This window comes from Mycobacterium europaeum (assembly GCF_034555895.2).
Lineage (GTDB): Bacteria > Actinomycetota > Actinomycetes > Mycobacteriales > Mycobacteriaceae > Mycobacterium > Mycobacterium europaeum.
This window is the reverse complement of the sequence record NZ_CP157315.1, coordinates 181,010-197,006: the sequence shown is the minus strand read 5'-3', so window position 1 is coordinate 197,006 and position 15,997 is coordinate 181,010. Positions and strand designations below refer to the sequence as shown.

Annotated in this window: 20 protein-coding genes; 11 read left to right on the top strand and 9 right to left on the bottom strand. The window is 67.5% G+C overall.

Annotated elements, in window-relative coordinates:
- The first annotated feature begins 1 nt into the window (after position 1).
- Both U8D42_RS01055 and U8D42_RS01050 read left to right on the top strand, forming a co-directional pair.
- Positions 2–409, top strand: a complete 408-nt coding sequence (locus tag U8D42_RS01055; protein ID WP_322860972.1) for a Rieske (2Fe-2S) protein — start codon at positions 2–4, stop codon at positions 407–409.
- 15 nt (positions 410–424) lie between these two features.
- Positions 425–1,291, top strand: a complete 867-nt coding sequence (locus U8D42_RS01050) for an alpha/beta fold hydrolase (protein WP_322860973.1) — start codon at positions 425–427, stop codon at positions 1,289–1,291.
- Between the two features lie 5 nt (positions 1,292–1,296).
- Here U8D42_RS01050 and U8D42_RS01045 read toward each other — a convergent pair whose 3' ends face one another.
- Positions 1,297–1,770: a hypothetical protein gene (locus U8D42_RS01045; RefSeq protein ID WP_322860974.1), complete on the bottom strand. Its 474-nt coding sequence runs from the start codon at positions 1,768–1,770 to the stop codon at positions 1,297–1,299.
- Positions 1,771–1,806: 36 nt separating this feature from the next.
- Here U8D42_RS01045 and U8D42_RS01040 point away from each other — a divergent pair, with 36 nt between their 5' ends.
- The 9 genes from U8D42_RS01040 (at position 1,807) to U8D42_RS01000 (ending at position 9,668) form a co-directional block, all read left to right on the top strand.
- Positions 1,807–3,123 (top strand): NADH-ubiquinone oxidoreductase-F iron-sulfur binding region domain-containing protein, encoded by a 1,317-nt coding sequence (locus U8D42_RS01040; protein WP_322860975.1) that lies wholly within the window; start codon positions 1,807–1,809, stop codon positions 3,121–3,123.
- Positions 3,120–3,416 carry a ferredoxin gene (locus U8D42_RS01035; RefSeq protein ID WP_068009970.1) on the top strand — a complete coding sequence of 99 codons (297 nt, stop codon included), beginning with the start codon at positions 3,120–3,122 and terminating at the stop codon, positions 3,414–3,416. Before U8D42_RS01040 ends, U8D42_RS01035 begins: the two co-directional genes overlap by 4 nt.
- A gap of 131 nt (positions 3,417–3,547) precedes the next feature.
- Positions 3,548–3,874 (top strand): hypothetical protein, encoded by a 327-nt coding sequence (locus U8D42_RS01030; RefSeq protein WP_085242394.1) that lies wholly within the window; start codon positions 3,548–3,550, stop codon positions 3,872–3,874.
- A 112-nt stretch (positions 3,875–3,986) separates the two neighbouring features.
- Positions 3,987–5,642, top strand: a complete 1,656-nt coding sequence (locus U8D42_RS01025; protein WP_085242395.1) for a thiolase C-terminal domain-containing protein — start codon at positions 3,987–3,989, stop codon at positions 5,640–5,642.
- Positions 5,639–6,520: an alpha/beta hydrolase gene (locus U8D42_RS01020; protein ID WP_322860976.1), complete on the top strand. Its 882-nt coding sequence runs from the start codon at positions 5,639–5,641 to the stop codon at positions 6,518–6,520. Before U8D42_RS01025 ends, U8D42_RS01020 begins: the two co-directional genes overlap by 4 nt.
- On the top strand, positions 6,517–7,332 hold the full coding sequence (locus U8D42_RS01015) for an NAD(P)-dependent oxidoreductase (protein ID WP_322860977.1): 816 nt from the start codon (positions 6,517–6,519) through the stop codon (positions 7,330–7,332). Before U8D42_RS01020 ends, U8D42_RS01015 begins: the two co-directional genes overlap by 4 nt.
- Positions 7,333–7,381: 49 nt before the next feature.
- Positions 7,382–8,137 (top strand): NAD(P)-dependent oxidoreductase, encoded by a 756-nt coding sequence (locus U8D42_RS01010; RefSeq protein WP_348636985.1) that lies wholly within the window; start codon positions 7,382–7,384, stop codon positions 8,135–8,137.
- 112 nt (positions 8,138–8,249) lie between these two features.
- Positions 8,250–9,455, top strand: coding sequence for a cytochrome P450 (locus tag U8D42_RS01005; RefSeq protein WP_322860979.1), 1,206 nt, complete (start codon positions 8,250–8,252; stop codon positions 9,453–9,455).
- A gap of 12 nt (positions 9,456–9,467) precedes the next feature.
- Positions 9,468–9,668 carry a ferredoxin gene (locus tag U8D42_RS01000; protein ID WP_066957765.1) on the top strand — a complete coding sequence of 67 codons (201 nt, stop codon included), beginning with the start codon at positions 9,468–9,470 and terminating at the stop codon, positions 9,666–9,668.
- Positions 9,669–9,671: 3 nt separating this feature from the next.
- Here U8D42_RS01000 and U8D42_RS00995 read toward each other — a convergent pair whose 3' ends face one another.
- The 8 genes from U8D42_RS00995 to U8D42_RS00960 form a co-directional block, all read right to left on the bottom strand.
- Positions 9,672–9,905: a DUF1330 domain-containing protein gene (locus U8D42_RS00995; protein WP_244268909.1), complete on the bottom strand. Its 234-nt coding sequence runs from the start codon at positions 9,903–9,905 to the stop codon at positions 9,672–9,674.
- A 70-nt stretch (positions 9,906–9,975) separates the two neighbouring features.
- A complete protein-coding gene (locus U8D42_RS00990) occupies positions 9,976–10,164 on the bottom strand; it encodes a ferredoxin (RefSeq protein ID WP_085242401.1) in 189 nt (62 codons plus the stop codon).
- The gene (locus tag U8D42_RS00985; RefSeq protein ID WP_322860980.1) at positions 10,161–11,432 is read right to left on the bottom strand and encodes a cytochrome P450; all 1,272 of its coding nucleotides are present in this window, start codon (positions 11,430–11,432) and stop codon (positions 10,161–10,163) included. Before U8D42_RS00985 ends, U8D42_RS00990 begins: the two co-directional genes overlap by 4 nt.
- A gap of 117 nt (positions 11,433–11,549) precedes the next feature.
- Positions 11,550–12,056, bottom strand: a complete 507-nt coding sequence (locus U8D42_RS00980; protein WP_085242403.1) for a hypothetical protein — start codon at positions 12,054–12,056, stop codon at positions 11,550–11,552.
- A gap of 17 nt (positions 12,057–12,073) precedes the next feature.
- Positions 12,074–12,667 carry a TetR/AcrR family transcriptional regulator gene (locus tag U8D42_RS00975; RefSeq protein ID WP_322860981.1) on the bottom strand — a complete coding sequence of 198 codons (594 nt, stop codon included), beginning with the start codon at positions 12,665–12,667 and terminating at the stop codon, positions 12,074–12,076.
- Between the two features lie 118 nt (positions 12,668–12,785).
- On the bottom strand, positions 12,786–13,934 hold the full coding sequence (locus U8D42_RS00970) for a thiolase family protein (protein WP_090418158.1): 1,149 nt from the start codon (positions 13,932–13,934) through the stop codon (positions 12,786–12,788).
- 4 nt (positions 13,935–13,938) lie between these two features.
- Positions 13,939–14,748: an enoyl-CoA hydratase/isomerase family protein gene (locus U8D42_RS00965; RefSeq protein WP_090421288.1), complete on the bottom strand. Its 810-nt coding sequence runs from the start codon at positions 14,746–14,748 to the stop codon at positions 13,939–13,941.
- Positions 14,745–15,911 carry an acyl-CoA dehydrogenase family protein gene (locus tag U8D42_RS00960; RefSeq protein WP_322861024.1) on the bottom strand — a complete coding sequence of 389 codons (1,167 nt, stop codon included), beginning with the start codon at positions 15,909–15,911 and terminating at the stop codon, positions 14,745–14,747. The genes U8D42_RS00965 and U8D42_RS00960 overlap by 4 nt, the downstream gene beginning before the upstream one ends.
- Positions 15,912–15,997: the final 86 nt, after the last annotated feature.

Here is a 15,997-nt window from a genome sequence, read left to right as displayed (position 1 = left end):
GTTGACCGAACAAGAAGGGGCAGCCAAACGGCCCCAGCCCCGTCTCGCCCAGGGCCGCGAGCATGTCGTCGCAACCGTGGACGAGATCCCGCCGGGCAAGCACAAGCTGGTACCCATCGGGCGGCACGGCGTCGGTGTCTACAACGTCAACGGCAGCTTCTATGCCATCGCGAATTATTGCCCCCACCAAGGCGGTCCGCTGTGTTCGGGGCGGGCCCGGGGACGGACGATCGTCGACGAAACCGCTCCGGGTGACTCGGTCATGGTGCGCGACCTGGAATACATCTATTGTCCCTGGCACCAATGGGGTTTCGAGCTGGCGACCGGCACGACCGCCGTCAAACCGGAATGGAGCATCCGCACCTATCCGGTGCGCGTCGTCGGCAACGACGTTCTGGTGCAGGCCTAACCACAGGAGAATCGCGTGCCTTCAATGGAGATCAACGGGGGAAACGTTGTCTACGAAATCCTCGGTGAGTCAGGCGATCTCATTGCGCTGACGCCGGGCGGGCGGTTCAGCAAGGAGATCGAGGGGCTGCGCCCCCTCGCCGACGCGCTCGTCGCCGGCGGGTATCGCGTCCTGCTGTGGGACCGGCCCAACTGCGGTGCCTCCGATGTGCAGTTCTACGGACAAAGCGAGTCGCACATGCGCGCCGAGACGCTGCACAAGCTGGTGACCGGCCTGGGCTTCGAGCGCTGCATCCTCGCCGGCGGATCGGGCGGGGCACGCGATTCCATGCTCACCACGATGCTCTACCCCGAGATGGTCACCAAGCTGGTGGTGTGGAACATCGTCGGCGGCATCTACGGCACCTTCGTGCTCGGTTCCTTCTACATCATCCCGAGCATTCTCGCCGTGCGCGGCACCGGAATGGACGGTGTGGTGAAGGTGGCCGAATGGCGCGATCGGATCGAGGAGAACCCGAACAACAAGCAGCGGTTCCTCGACTTCGACAAAGACGAATTCCTCAAGGTGATGCTGCGCTGGCTCAACGCGTTCGTTTCCAAACCGGGGCAGACGATTCCGGGTGTCGAGGACGAAATGTTCGACCGCATCAAGGTTCCCACGTTGATCATCCGCGGCGGCGAGAACGACATGGATCACCCCAAACGGACGTCGCTCGAGGTGAGTTGTTTGATCAAGGGATCCAAGCTCATCGATCCGCCCTGGCCGGAGGACGCGTGGGAGCGTGCGGCCGAAGACCGCGCGGCGGGGCGGGTGCAGCACTTCAACATGTTCGACACCTGGGTGCAGGCCGCACCCGCGATCCTCGAGTTCCTGGGCTCGTGATGTTGCTAGACGGTGCGAATGTGGACCTCGCAGTTCAGCGAGGCCTCCAGAGCCGTGTGAACCCGGCTCTCCGGGATGCGGTCGAGGTCCTCCTCACGCAGCGTCACGTAGACGATGTCGAAGCCTTCGTCGCCCGGGGTCCGCTCGATCTCACCGGTGAGCCCGAAACCGGACAGCACGCCGTGCGCATCGTCGTCGGTCCCGCGGCTGATGAAGGTGACCACCCCGGCAACCGGGGAGCCACCGAACACTGTGGCGCACAACCCGATCGCCGCCTCGATGGCCTCGTCACCGTGTTCGGCCGCGATCAACAATTCAACTTCACGGCGGCCCAGGGGCATAGCCGCGAGGTCGTTCTCGACCACGCCGGCACCCGACTGCCCGGCGAGCTGAAGGAGCGCTGCCATGCCGTCTCGTAGCTGCGCGGGCGTGCACACGTCTTTCGGATCGACATTGACGCGCACCACCGCAGTTCGCATGGGCGCAAGCCTAACCAAGACGCCGGCGGGCAAGCCGTGAACACCGCGCAATCCACCGCCATCACCACCGTCGCCTTCCCCGGGTGTGAACCCCGGTTGCTGTTCGAACGAACCGGCCAACCCCGCGAGGACCTCGCGGCGTATCGGCGGCTCGGCGGATACCGGCCGCTGGTCGACGCCGACGCGTTGCTACGCGAGGTCGATGCCGGTGGGCTGGTCGGCCGCGGCGGGGCCGCCTTCCCGCTCGCGATCAAGTTGCGTACGGTGCGCGACAATGCCGGCCTCGCAGGCCGCGGTGCCGGCGGCGCCGTGGTCGTCGCGAATGGCGAAGAGGGAGAACCGGCTTCGATCAAAGACCGCTGGCTGCTGCGCAACCGGCCCCACCTGATCCTCGACGGGCTCCGGCTGGCGGCAGCGATCGTCGGCGCGGGCCGCGCCTACGTCTACGTGTCCGACCCGGAGTCGGCGCACAGCGTCGAGACCGCGCTCGATGAGCTGGGTCCCGACGCGCTCGGCGTCACGGTCGGCATGTTGACCGTGCAGCCCGGGTATGTGGCCGGCGAGGAAACCGCCGCCGTCCGCGCGATCAACGGCGGCCCGGCCAAGCCGACCGACAAGCCGCCACGCCCCTTCGAAACCGGCGTCGACGAGCGGCCCACACTGGTGAGCAACGTCGAGACGCTGGCCAACCTGCCGTTCCTGCAGGGCCACGGCGCCGCGGCATTCCGCTCGCAGGGCACATCGCTCTCCCCGGGCACCTTCCTGGCCACCATCACCGGGGCCGGCCGGTCGCCCGTTCTCTACGAGCTTCCGCACGGCATGCCCTTCACCGAACTCCTTGCCCTGCACGGTGTTCCGGCGGAGCACGTGCGAGGTGCGTTGCTGGGCGGCTACTTCGCCGGTCTGCTCAACCGCACCGTGCTGGACACGACGCTGGACCACGAGACGATGCGGCGACTGGGCAGCGGCCTGGGTTGCGGCGCCATCTCGGTGATCACCGACGACTGCCCCGTCGCGGTCGCCGCGTCGGTGCTGGCCTACTTCGACCGCGAGAACGCCGGCCAATGCGGGTCGTGCTTCAACGGGACGGCGGCGATGGCCGCCGTCGCAGGCGCGCTGCGAGACGGCGTGGCGACAACCGAAGACGTCGAGCGGTTGCGCCGCTGGTCGGTGCTGCTGCGCGGACGCGGCGCGTGCGCAACGCTGGACGCCGCCACCAACGTCGCCGCCAGCCTGCTCGGTCAGTTCCCGGGCGAAGTCGCCACCCATCTCGACGGCGCGTGCCCGGACTGCGCCCGCGGCGCGTTCCGGGCCGACCGGCCCTACCAGGCGGAGGCGGTGAGGCTCGCATGAAGATCCGTTTGGACCGCACCGTTTGCGACGGCTTCGGAATCTGCGCGAAATACGCGCCCGGGTATTTCTCGCTGGACGACTGGGGCTACGCGTCCCTCATCGGCGACGGCACCGTGGCGGAGGCGGATCGCGACGCCGTCATGCGCGCATTGATGGACTGCCCCGTACACGCCATCGCCGAGATCGGTGAGCGCACGTCCCCGTCCGCACACCCGCCCCTCGCCGACGCGGACGATCCGGCCGAGCGCCTCAAAACCGAGGAGAACGAGGCGGAGTGGGGATTCACCCGTTGACCCGTCTTCGGTCGCGCTGATCACCGGGTGCGCTCTGTCGCCGCCCTTGAAAAAGTTCCTCCTGGTCAGGGCGGCATCGACGGAATAGGCTGACACCAGCCAAGGTCAGGATGGCCCACTGGAGGCCCACCATGAGGTGGTTCGTTCGTCGTCTGGCCGCCGCCCTCGCGGTCGCCTTCGTGGCGATGGCGGTCGCGGTGATCGCGACGCCGGCAATCAGCTCGGCGGAGTGCGACCAAAACATGTCGTTCAACCCGGCGACCCGCGAGTGCAAACCGCCGCCGGCACCGCCGTCGTGGTCGTGGTACACACCCCCGCCGCCATACGCCCCCTCGTTCGCCGGGCAGGACGTGCCGCCGCCTCCGCCGCAACCATGGTGGACATCGGAGCCCCCGATGTGGAGTGTCGGCTTTCACCAGTGGGGCATCTACGTGGGCGGCGTGTGGGTGCCGCTGTGACGGGTGGCGAGCGTGCCTCGATCGCGCCGCGTGCGAGTGATAACGTAATTCTCCGATTCGTATAACGGTCCTACCAGTTGCGCTGCAGGACCGTTCAACGCGCGGAGGTGACGTGCCAGCAGCACCGGGACGACCGTTGCCCCTGATCACCCAGGACAACGAATTCTTCTGGACCTCGGGCGCCGACGGCACGTTGCGGCTGCAGCAGTGCAATGGCTGCGAATCGCTGATCCACCCCCCGGCCCCGGTGTGCCGGTACTGCCGATCGCGCGATATGGGCGTGCGGCCGGTCTCCGGCAAGGCGACGCTCGCCGGCTTCACCGTGAACCACCGGTTCAGCGTGCCCGGCATGCCGGCGCCCTACGTGATCGCCCAGGTCGCCATCGCCGAGGACCCCCGGGTCCGGCTGACCACCAACATCGTGGACTGCGATCCCGACCGGCTCGAACTCGGCCAACAGGTGGAGGTCGTCTTCGAACCGGCCGAAGACGTGTGGCTGCCGCTGTTTCGGCCGGCCGCGGATTCCGCGCGCGCACCCCTGCCGGCCGACGAGATCGCGCCCGAGCGGTTCGGCGAATACGTCCGCCCGATGCTGACCACGGCGAAATTCGAGGACAAGGTCGCGCTGACAGGAATCGGCATGTCGCCCATCGGGCGCCGATTGATGCAACCGCCGCTGGCGCTGACCGTCCAGGCGTGCGAGGCGGCGATCGCCGACGCGGGGCTGACGTTCGCCGACATCGACGGCCTGTCAACGTATCCCGGCGGGGGCAACCTCGGAGGGTTCGGCGAGGGCGGCGTCACCTCGCTCGAGGCCGCCCTGGGCATCCGGCCGGTCTGGCACAACGGCGGGATCGAAACCTTCGGCCCGGGAGGATCGTTGATCGCCGCGATGCTCGCTGTCGCCGGCGGGCTGGCCCGTCACGTGCTGTGCTTCCGCACGTTGTGGGAAGCCACCTTCAACGAGCTGATGAAGCAGGGCAAGATCAGCGGATCGATGGGCCGGGCGCCTGGCTGGCTGATGCCGTTCGGCGCCACGTCGGCGGCCCACACGCTCGCCATGAACGCGCAGCGGCACTTTCACCGCTACGGCACCACCAAGGAGACGCTCGGCTGGATCGCGTTGAACCAGCGGGCCAACGCCGAGCTGAACCCCACGGCGGTCTACCGAAGCCCGATGACGATGGATGACTACCTCAACGCGCGGCCCATCACCACGCCCTTCGGCCTCTATGACTGCGACGTGCCCTGCGACGGCGCCATAGCGGTCGTCGTCTCCGCCGTCGACGCCGCCCGGGACCTCGCCAAGCCGCCGGTGCTGGTGGAGGCGGTGGGCACGCAGATCATCGAACGCATCGACTGGGACCAGAGCACGTTGACCCATGAGCCGCAGGTGCTGGGTCAGGCCGCGCACGTGTGGACACGTACCACGTTGCGCCCCAAGGATGTTGACATCGCCGAACTCTACGACGGTTTCACCATGAACTGCCTGTCATGGATCGAGGCCCTGGGCTTCTGCGGCATCGGCGAGGCCAGAGAGTTCCTGGACGGCGGCAAGAACATCGCCCGCGACGGCCAGCTGCCACTCAACACCCACGGCGGCCAGCTCTCGCACGGCCGCACCCACGGCATGGGCCTGGTCCACGAGGCCGTCACCCAGCTGCGCGGCGAGGCCGGCGATCGCCAGGTCGCCGGCGCCCGCGTCGGCGTGGTCAGCAGCGGCGGCCTCACCCCCAGCGGCGTGCTGTTGTTGCGGGCGGACACATGAGCGGCCCCGCGCCCCGCCCCCGGCTGGTGATCGTCGACGGCGTGCCGATGTCGGCGCTGATCGCCGAATCCCCCGAACCCAAGGCCGTGATCGTCGCGATCCACGGCGGGGGCACCACCGCGATCTATTTCGATTGCCCGGGTCACCCGTCGCTGTCGATGCTGCGGACCGGCGCCGCGGCCGGATTCACCGTGGTCGCGCTCGACCGGCCCGGCTACGGCAGCTCCGCCCCCTATCCGGAGGCGATGGCGCTGCCCGAGCAACGGGTCAACCTCGCCTACGGCGCGGTGGACCGCATCCTCGGTGATCGGGCTCGCGGCGCGGGGCTGTTCCTGATGGGACATTCCGGCGGATGCGAACTCGTGATGCGGATGGGCGCCGACGAGCGCGGCGCCGATCTGCTGGGAATCGAACTGGCCGGCACCGGTCGGCACTACCACCCCGCGGCCAAGGAAATACTCAAAACAGCGACCCGCGAACGACGCCCGTCGGGCATGCGCGACCTGCTATGGAGCCCGGAGCACCTGTATCCGCCCGAGGTCCTCGGCGGCGCGACGGTGTCCCCGTCCGCGCCGTCCTATGAGGACCAAATGGTGTCGGACTGGGCACGCCAGACTTTCCCAACGCTGGCCCCGGCTGTCCGGGTGCCCGTGCACTTCAGCATCGCCGAACACGAAAAAGTCTGGCAGGCCGATGATTCGGCGGTGCAGCAGATTACCGCGATGTTCTCCGCTGCGCCGCGGTTCACCGTGCATCGGCAGTCCGGCGCGGGGCACAACATCAGCCTCGGCCACACCGCCGCGGATTATCACGCGGAGGTCCTTGGGTTCGTCGATGAATGCGTGACGTCATCAAGCTCGGAAGAGGCCACCGGATGAGAGTCGGATTCATCGGTCTGGGCAGCCAGGGCGGCCCCATGGCGCGGCGGATCATCGAGGCCGGCTACGAGACGACACTGTGGGCGCGCAGGCCCGCAACCCTCGAGCCGTTCGCCGACACCACGGCCAAGGTTGCCGAGTCACCGGCCGAACTCGCCGCGGCCAGCGACCTGGTCTGCCTGTGCGTCGTGGGCGACGCCGACATCGACGAGATCGCGGGCGGTGAGCGCGGGCTGCTGGCGGCGATGCAGCCGGGCGGTGTGATCGCGGTGCACAGCACCGTGCACCCCAACACCTGCCGGATGCTGGCGAACAGGGCTGCGGCCAAAGGCATCTCGATCATCGACGCACCCGTGAGCGGCGGCGGACCGGCGGCCTCCGAGGGGCGGCTGTTGGTGATGGTCGGCGGCGACGCCGACGTCGTCGAGCGGTGCCGCCCCGTCTTTGCCACCTATGCCGATCCGATCGTCCACCTCGGGGAGCTCGGTTCCGGTCAAACCACCAAGCTGCTCAACAACCTGCTGTTCACCGCCCACCTGGCCACCGCCGCCACCGCGCTCTCGCTGGCCGGCGCCCTCGGTGTCGATCCGGACCGCCTCACCGAAGTCGTGTCTCGCAGCAGCGGGAACAGCTTCGCCCTCAACGCCCTTGGCGGGATCGGCGGATTGGAACGGCTCGCCGGCGTGGCCGGGACGCTGCTGCAAAAGGACGTTCGCCTGGTGGTCGACCTGGCCGAACGGGCCGGGGCGAGCGGGGGAACGGTGCTGGACGCGGCCGACGCCGCGCTGGCCATGATGGGCACCTCCCGATGAAGGCCCAGTGAGAATCGGGTTCGTCGGTGCCGGACGGATGGGCCGACCCATGGTGGCCCGTCTGATCGAGGCCGAGCATGACGTCCTGACCCTGGGCCGGACGTCGGAAAAGCGAAGCGATCTCGAGCGGCTCGGCGCGCGTGCCGTCCACGACGCCGCCCAGGCCGGTGCCCGGGCCGACATCGTGGTGCTCTGCGTGTTCACCGACCAGCAGGTGCGAGAGGTATGCCTGGACGGCGGGTTGCTGTCCGCCATGCCGCAAGGTTCGGCGCTGGTGGTGCACACCACCGCCAGCCCGAAGACGATCGACGACCTCGCCGCACGCGCCGACGGAGTCGACGTCGTCGACGCCGCGGTCAGCGGGGGCCCGCACGACATCGCGGCCGGCCGGCTCACGCTGTTCGTGGGGGGAGCCGACGACGCGGTGGCGCGCGTGCGGCCCGTGCTGGACTGCTACGGCGACCCGGTTTTGCACGTCGGCGCGCGTGGCTGCGGACAAATCGTGAAACTGGTGAACAACGCCCTGTTCGCGGGGCAAATCGGGCTGCTCGCACACGCCATGCGATGGGGTGAGCGGCTCGGCGTGCCGGAACCGACGTTGCTGACCGCGTTGACACAGGGCAGCTCGACCAGCCGCGTCCTCGACCTGGCGGCGGCAGGTTCCGTCGCGTCGTTCCTCGAGGTGGCCGGCGAATTCGTGCGCAAGGACGTGGCCGTCGTGCGCAGCATCAGCGCGGAACTCGGCGGTGACCTGGGCACCCTCGACGACGTCATGAAGTCCGTCGACGTCGCGAAGAGGGCTTGAGAACTTGGCGTTTCGGTCTTTCCGGTTCGTCACGAAGGTATTACCGTTACCGTTACAGTCAGCGACTCCGCTGTAACGGTTGCAGCCCGCCCTCGCCGCTGAGGAGGATTCAGTGACAAAACCGAAGGTCGTCTTCGATCCGTACTCCGAGGACTACTTCAACAACCCGTTCGACATCTATCGACGGATGCGCGAGGAAGCGCCGCTGTATTACGACGAAAAAGAGGACTTCTACGCGCTGACCCGCCACGAGGACGTCGCGGCCGCGTTCAAGGACTTCGAGACCTACTCCTCGGCGCGCGGCTGCGACCTGGCGATGGTGCGCCGGGGCGTGTCCCCCGAGCAGAAGTCGATCATCTTCATGGATCCGCCCGAGCACCGCCACATGCGCAGCCTGCTCAACAAGGCGTTCACTCCGCGGGCGATCCAATCGCAGCGCGAGACGATCATCGAGGTGATCGACAAATACCTGGGCGCCGCCGACCCCGGCAACTTCGACGTCGTGCAGGACTTCTCCGGGCCGTTCCCGGTCGAGGTGATCACCCGGATGGCCGGCGTGCCGGAGGAGTACCGGCAGCAGGTCCGCCACTGGATCGACACCAGCCTGTCCCACGAACCGGGACAGATCGAGATCAGCGAAGCCGGCATGCAGGCCAACATCGACACCGCGATGTACTACTTCGGCCTGGTCCAGGAGCGCCGCGCGGAGCCGCAGGACGACATGATCAGCAGGCTGATCGCGGCGGAGATCCCCGGCGAGAATGGTGAGATGCGCAAGCTCGATGACATCGAGATCACCGGCTTCGCGACGCTTTTGGGCGGGGCGGGCGCCGAGACCGTCACCAAACTGCTCGGCAACGCGGCGGTGATCTTCGCGCGCCACCCCGACCAGTGGCAGAAACTGCAGGAGGACCGCGACAAGATTCCCGGGGCGGTGGAAGAGCTCCTGCGCTACGAGGGGCCGGTGCAGTACAACGTGCGCTACACCCTGAAAGAGGCACACGTCAGCGGCGGCGTGATTCCCGCCGGCAAGCCGGTGTTCCTGTGCGGCGCTGCGGCGAACCGCGACCCGGAGGCCTTCACCGACGCCGACACCTTCGACATCGAGCGCGACCAGACCGAGGCGCAACACCTCGGCCTGGGGTACGGGATCCACAGTTGCCTGGGCGCGGCGCTGGCCCGCCTGGAAAGCAGGATCGCGCTCGAGAGGCTCCTCGATTTCATGCCGCGCTACGAGGTGGACTGGGCGGGCTGCACACGGGTGAACATGCAAAACGTCGCGGGCTGGAAGAACGTGCCCGTCAAGATACTTCGGTAAAGGGGGTCACGGATGACCAAGAAGATCGAAGTCGACTGGGGACTCTGCGAGAGCAACGGCGTCTGCATGGGCATCAACCCGGAGATTTTTCTGCTCGGCGACGACGACATGCTGACCGTGCTGCAGGAAGAAGTCACCCCGGAGAACGAGGCGGACGTGCGCGAGGCCGTTCGCCAGTGCCCCCGGCAGGCGATCTCGATCGTGGGCGAGTAGCGATCAGAAACCGGCGAGGATGACGGCGTTGCAGTCGGCCGCCGCCTGCCGCAGTTTCGCCGCCTTTTGATAGCCCTCGGACTCGTACCACGCGCGGGCGGCGTCCACCGATTCGAATTCCAGCACGACGGTCTGGTCGCCGTGCCAGGCGCCCTCGATCACTTTCGGAGCAGTGTCAACCGCCAGGATGGTGGCACCGGCCATCGCCGAACCGGCAGCCTGGGCATAGGCTTTCATGCCCTCCGGATCCTTGATGGCCTCGGTGAGGATGACGTACCCTTTCGCCACTGAATCTCCTTAACTCCGATCAGATCTTGCTGATGGCCTGCTCGGGACAGCACTCGATGGCCTCTTGAGTGGCGGCCTCGAATTCCGTTGGGACGTCGGACGTTATCGCCTCCGCGTAACCGTCGTCGGTGAGGGTGAACACCTCCGGGCACAGCGTGGTGCAGACGCCATGGCCGCGGCAGCGCTGGTCGTCGACTGTGACTTTCATGCCGGGGTGAACTCCAGGTGCAGTTCCGTCAATCCGCGCAGGATGTAGGTCGGAACGTATTGGTAGCGGCGGTCGTTCGCGGGGCCGTGCAGGTGCTCGTCGATCCTGATGTCCGACGTCCTGTCGAGTAGGCGCTCGATCGCCACCCGCGTTTCGGCGCGCGCCAGCGGCGCTCCCGGGCAGCTGTGGATACCGCGCCCGAACGAGATGTGCTGACGGGCGTTCTTGCGGGCCGGGTCGAAGGTCGCCGGGTCGTCGAACCGGCGCGGGTCACGGTTGGCGGCCGCCTGCACGACCATCACGGTGGTTCCCCCCGGCAGGTCGACGCCACCGACATTGACGGGCACCCGATTCAAGCGGAAGTCACCCTTGACCGGGCTCTCGTGCCGCAACGACTCCTCGATGAAATTGGGGATCAGGCTGCGGTCCTTGCGCAACTGCGCCTGGATGTCGGGTCGCTCCCCGAGCGTCTGCAATGCCGCCCCCAGGAGCCGCACGGTGGTCTCCTGCCCCGCGGAGAAGACGTTGCTGGCGACGCGGGCCACGTCTTCGACCTCGGGGGTCGAGCCGTCGGGATACGTGGCGGTGGCCAGGCCGGTCAGCACGTCGTCGCGAGGGTCGCGCCTGCGGTCGGAGACGTAGTCGGAGAACAGCCCGTAGAGGAACTCCAGCGGGCTGTGCGCGAGCGAGCCCTTGGTTCCCCCGACGCCGCCACCCGAGTGGTCGCGGATGCCCTTGACGAACTTGTCCCGATCTTCCTCGGGCACGCCGAGCAGGTCGGCGATGACGAGCAGCGTGAACGGGCCGGCAAAGCCCTTGATGAACTCGCCACGGCCGGGCGCCAGGAAGGTGTCGAGCGCCTGATCGGCGAGCACCCACATGGCGTCCTCGTTCTCCTTGAGACGCTTCGGGGTGATGAGCCGCATCAGCAGCGAGCGGTGGTTGGTGTGGGTCGGCGGATCGAGCGTCGGCAGTTGGTCGCTGAACGGCAATTCGTCGCGGTGCTCTTCGATCAACCCGGTGATGTCGTCACCTTCCAGCGGCACCGGAAAGCCGGGAAAGGGGCCGGTCACCGAGATGCACGAGGACCACGTGTCGGCGTCGTTGAGCACCGCGCACGCCTCGTCCCAGCCGGTGATCATCGTGACGTTGTGATGGGGTTCCCGCGTGACGGGGCAGCGCTGGCGCAGCGCCTCGTAGTAGGGGTACGGGTCGCCGATGAGTTCGCCGCCGCGGAAGAAGTCCAACTCGGAGAATTCGTTCGCCATCTCCCGCTCCTCGAATCTCGGCTAGTGAGAACGTGCCTCTCGCATATGAGTATTACATTTCCATAAGGCATGCCGGTCGTCAACGAGGGGCCCGGCCCTGGGCGGCCGGTGCGCGGCTCAGCTGGCGGGAACCAGATCGGCGGCGACCGATGGCCAGGCCAGCAATCCGCTACGGAAGGTCTCGACGGGACCGATCGAACCGTCTGGAAGAGCGGCGGCGGCCAGGGCCTGGGCCTTGAACGTGTGGGCGGCCATGCTCAGCCGGTGCTGCACCAGGCCGACGCTGTCGTCGAGCTCGGCCGGCCAGTTCTCCCCCCACAGCGTGACCTCGGTGACGCCGTGATCGAGGGCCTGCAACACGCCTTGCCGAACCCGCGAGTCGCAGCCGAACAGGTCCGCCGCGGCCGCCAGGGCCTGGGGACGGGGACGTGATTGCACCGACGCCAAGGCGTCTTCGAGGTCGATCACCCGGGCGCCGAGGATCTGCAGTGGCCGATCGTCGGGGTGGTCAGCAACGAGCACGGTGACGTCCCACCCTGCCATCGCCCGGTCGAAGAGCCAGCCACCGGCGAATCGCACCACGTCGACAACGGTGGCGGCGACCACGTCGAGCCGGTATCTCATTTCCTCGCGTGGCTCTTCTACGGGGCGAAGTCCCGCGCCAGTGTCTCGGCGTACTGCTTGAACGCCTCGGTTAGCGGTATCGATGGATCGAGCAACCATGTGGTTTCCATTCCGTGGACGAAGGCGAGAATCTCTACTGCCTTGACGGCGGGGTCGATGTCCGCGCGGTATCGGCCATCGGCCTGCCCGCGGCGGATGAGATTGGCGACGATGTCGGTGGCGGCGCGATGCCGGGCCAGCATCCGGTCGTGCAGCGGGGCGTCGGGAAGGATGTTCTCGACCAGCAACACCGTGAATGTCCCCACCAGTTCGGGTGCCCGGTTGAACCGATCGGCGACCTGGGCGATCTGGGCGAAGAGATCACCGGTGCGGTCGGCGTGGAGGTCGTCGTCGAGGTCGCGCGCGTCGAGGACGGCGTGCAGCAGCTGCTCTTTTGATTCGAAGTGATGCAGCAGACCGGCGGGGGTGACCCCGGCCTCGCCGGCGATCTGGGCGAGGGTGGTGCTGCGCCAGCCGTTGCGCGTCAGCAGCCGTTGCGCGACGTCGAGGATGCGCTGCTTGCGGTCCTCACCTTTGGCGAGCAACGTGTCGTATCGCCGTGCGTCGGGCACCGGACTCCTTCGACCGAATGGCGGGCAACCAACCTAGTGAACACACAGTAGGTTAGTTTGCCGGCTGTGACAAGGGTCACCCGGGGCCTTTTGTTTTCGGCGTGCGGGGACGCCGGCGCTACCGCACGAGTTCGACCAGGGTGGCGTTGGCGGTGCCGCCGCCCTCGCACATGGTCTGCAGCCCGTATCGAATCCCGTTGTCGCGCATGTGGTGCACCATGCGCGTCATCAGCACCGCCCCGGACCCGCCCAGCGGGTGGCCCAGCGCGATGGCGCCGCCGAGCGGGTTGACCCGCTTGGGGTCCGCCCCCGTTTCGGCGAGCCACGCCAGCGGCACCGGCGCGAAGGCCTCGTTCACCTCGAACGCACCGACCTCCGACAGCTGCACGCCGGCCTTCTTCAGCACCTTCTCGGTCGCCGGGATGGGACCGGTGAGCATGAGCACCGGGTCCGCCCCGGTGACCGCGCCCGCCAGGTAGCGCACCAACGGGGTCAAGCCGAGGTCGACCGCCATTTCCGCCGTCATCACCAGCAAGGCCGCCGCACCGTCGGAGATCTGCGAGGAGTTGCCCGCGTGGATCACGCCGTCTTCGGTGAACGCCGGCTTCAGGCCGCTGAGTTTCTCCACCGTGGTCCCCCGCCGCACACCCTCGTCGGCGGCGACGACCGTTCCGTCTTCGGTGAAGACCGGCACGATCTGTTCGGTGAAGGCGCCGGCGTCCTGGGCCGCGGCGGCCCGTTCGTGGGAGCGCGCGGAGTATTCGTCGAGCCGGGTCCGGGACAAGCCCCACTTCTTGGCGATCATCTCGGCCGACAGCCCCTGGTTGAAGGAGAAGTCGTCATAGCGGGCGAGGACCTTCGGGCCGTACGGCATGCCGGTCGCCCGGGCGGAACCGAGCGGGACACGGCTCATGACCTCGACGCCGCCGGCCACGACGACGTCTTGCTGACCGGACATCACCGCCTGCACGGCGAAGTCGAGGGCCTGCTGGCTCGACCCGCACGCGCGGTTGACGGTGGTACCGGGGATGGTCTCCGGCCAGCCGGCGGCCAGGACCGCGTAACGCCCGATGTTGCTGGACTGGTCACCGACCTGGGATACGCATCCCCAGATCACGTCGTCGACGGTCTCCGGGCCGACTCCGGCGCGCTCCAGCAGTTCGTTGAGGACGACGGCCGACAAGTCGGCGGCGTGCATGCCGGACAGGCCGCCATTGCGCTTCCCCACCGCTGTGCGCACGGCTTCGACGATGACTGTTTCCCGCATATCCCTACTCTTCTTCCTTCGATCGTGCTGATGCCCACCGGCCAGTGAACGACGGCTCCCGCCGCTCCGCGAAAGCGGCGTACGCCGCGGCCGCGTCGGCCGTTGCGAAGTTTCCCACTTGCGCGCGTGCCTCGTTCGCGAGGGCACCGCGCAAGGTGCTGTCGGCGCCCTGGTTCAGCAGGGCTTTGGTGTGGGCGAGGGCGATCGGTGGACCCGCCGCCAACCGGTCCGCGAGGTCGTCGACGAAGGCGTCGATCTCCGCGCCCGGCACCAGCCACGTCACCAGGTTCAGGGCGTACGCTTCCGCCGCGTCAATCGTCTCGGCCAGCAGCGCGAGCCGCTTGGCCTGTTGCAGGCCAACGAGTTTGGGCAGGAGCCAGGAGCCGCCGAGGTCGATCGACAGACCACGCTTGGCAAAGATCTGGCAGAACCTCGATTCCGGTGTGGCGACCACGAAGTCACATCCCAGGGCGAGGTTCCAGCCCGCCCCGACGGCCACCCCGGTCACCTTGGCGATCGTCGGTATCGCGAGCTCGTGCAGAGCGAGCGCGACGTCGGTCAGCCGCTGCAGCTTGTAGTTTGGGTGCACGTCGTCGGGCGCCGAGATGTCGGCGCCCGAGCAGAAGCTGCCGCCGGAGCCGGTGAGCACGAGTGCGCGCACGCCACGATCCCGGCCGGCGCCGAGCAGCGCGTCGCGCAACGCGGCCCAGAGTTCGGGGTTGATCGCATTCTTTCGGCGCGGACGGTTGAGGGTGAGCGTGCGCACTCCGTCGCGGTCTTCCGACAGGAGCACGGGTTCGTCGGCGGACGTCAGTAGCTCCTCGGCAATTTCAGGACGTTCGCTCCCAGGAAGTTCAGGATCATCTCCTGGCTCACCGGTGCGATCTTCATCAACCGGGCCTCGCGGAAGTAGCGCGTGATGTGGTACTCCTCCGCGTAACCCATGCCTCCGTGGGTTTGCAGCGCCCGGTCGGCGGCGGTGAAGCCCGCGTCGGCGCACAGGTATTTCGCGGTGTTCGCCTCGCGCCCACACGGTTTCCCGTGGTCGTACAACCAGGTCGCCTTGCGCAGCATCAGTTCGGCGGCGTCGAGGCGCGCCAAAGAGTCCGCGAGCGGGAATTGCAGGCCCTGGTTCATTCCGATGGGCCGGCCGAAGACCTCACGCTCGTTGCCGTACTTGACCGCCCTGTCCAGCGCCACGCGGCCGATGCCGAGCGCCTCGGCGGCGATCAGCATGCGTTCCGGGTTCAGACCGTCCAGGATGTACTGGAAACCCTTGCCCTCCTCGCCGATTCGGTCCTCCACCGGTACCTCGAGGTTGTCGATGAACAACTCGTTGGAGCTGACGGCGTTGCGGCCCATCTTGCGGATCGGCCGGATGTCGATGCGGCTGCGGTCCAGATCGGTGATGAACAGGGTCATCCCGTCGGTCTTCTTGGTGACTTCCTCGTAGCTCTGCGTGCGGGTGAGCAACAGGATCTTGTCGGACTCGATGGCTTTGGAGATCCACACCTTGCGGCCGTTGACGATGTAGCGATCGCCGTCGCGTTTGGCGAAGGTGGTGATTCGCGAGGTGTCCAGTCCCGCACCGGGTTCGGTCACGCCGAAGCAGACATGGACTTCGCCGGTTGCGACCTTGGGCAGGGTGCGCGCCTTGAGTTCGTCGGAGCCGTGCACCACCACCGGTTGCATGCCGAAGATGGAAAGGTGGATCGAGCTGGCTGCGTTCATGGCGCCGCCGGATTTGGCGACCTCCTCGAGCAGGATGGTGGCTTCGGTGATACCGAGGCCGTGTCCGCCGTACTCGGTGGGAATCGTCATGCCCAGCCAGCCACCCTGCGCGATGGCCTGGTAGAACTCGACCGGAAATTCGTGCGCCTGGTCTTTTTCCATCCAGTACTGATCGTCGAATTTCCGCGCCAGCTCGGCGACCGACCGTCGGATCAGCTCCTGGTCATCGGTCAGCTCGAAGTTCATTCCAGCGCCGGGCATTTAGCGCTCCTCCTCTTTCAGCGCGAGCAGACGCAAACTCGCATAATCGCGACCGGAGTTATGCGAGTTTG

What these genes read in the sequence shown, in the direction of transcription:
- U8D42_RS00995 (WP_244268909.1), bottom strand. Translation starts at nt 9,905, where the DNA reads ATGAAAGCCTATGCCCAGGCTGCCGGTTCGGCGATGGCCGGTGCCACC.
- U8D42_RS01010 (WP_348636985.1), top strand. Translation starts at nt 7,382, where the DNA reads ATGGTGGCCCGTCTGATCGAGGCCGAGCATGACGTCCTGACCCTGGGC.
- U8D42_RS00970 (WP_090418158.1), bottom strand. Translation starts at nt 13,934, where the DNA reads ATGCGGGAAACAGTCATCGTCGAAGCCGTGCGCACAGCGGTGGGGAAG.
- U8D42_RS01015 (WP_322860977.1), top strand. Translation starts at nt 6,517, where the DNA reads ATGAGAGTCGGATTCATCGGTCTGGGCAGCCAGGGCGGCCCCATGGCG.
- U8D42_RS01035 (WP_068009970.1), top strand. Translation starts at nt 3,120, where the DNA reads ATGAAGATCCGTTTGGACCGCACCGTTTGCGACGGCTTCGGAATCTGC.
- U8D42_RS00985 (WP_322860980.1), bottom strand. Translation starts at nt 11,432, where the DNA reads ATGGCGAACGAATTCTCCGAGTTGGACTTCTTCCGCGGCGGCGAACTC.
- U8D42_RS01020 (WP_322860976.1), top strand. Translation starts at nt 5,639, where the DNA reads ATGAGCGGCCCCGCGCCCCGCCCCCGGCTGGTGATCGTCGACGGCGTG.
- U8D42_RS00960 (WP_322861024.1), bottom strand. Translation starts at nt 15,911, where the DNA reads ATGAACTTCGAGCTGACCGATGACCAGGAGCTGATCCGACGGTCGGTC.
- U8D42_RS01000 (WP_066957765.1), top strand. Translation starts at nt 9,468, where the DNA reads ATGACCAAGAAGATCGAAGTCGACTGGGGACTCTGCGAGAGCAACGGC.
- U8D42_RS01045 (WP_322860974.1), bottom strand. Translation starts at nt 1,770, where the DNA reads ATGCGAACTGCGGTGGTGCGCGTCAATGTCGATCCGAAAGACGTGTGC.
- U8D42_RS00980 (WP_085242403.1), bottom strand. Translation starts at nt 12,056, where the DNA reads ATGAGATACCGGCTCGACGTGGTCGCCGCCACCGTTGTCGACGTGGTG.
- U8D42_RS01030 (WP_085242394.1), top strand. Translation starts at nt 3,548, where the DNA reads ATGAGGTGGTTCGTTCGTCGTCTGGCCGCCGCCCTCGCGGTCGCCTTC.
- U8D42_RS00990 (WP_085242401.1), bottom strand. Translation starts at nt 10,164, where the DNA reads ATGAAAGTCACAGTCGACGACCAGCGCTGCCGCGGCCATGGCGTCTGC.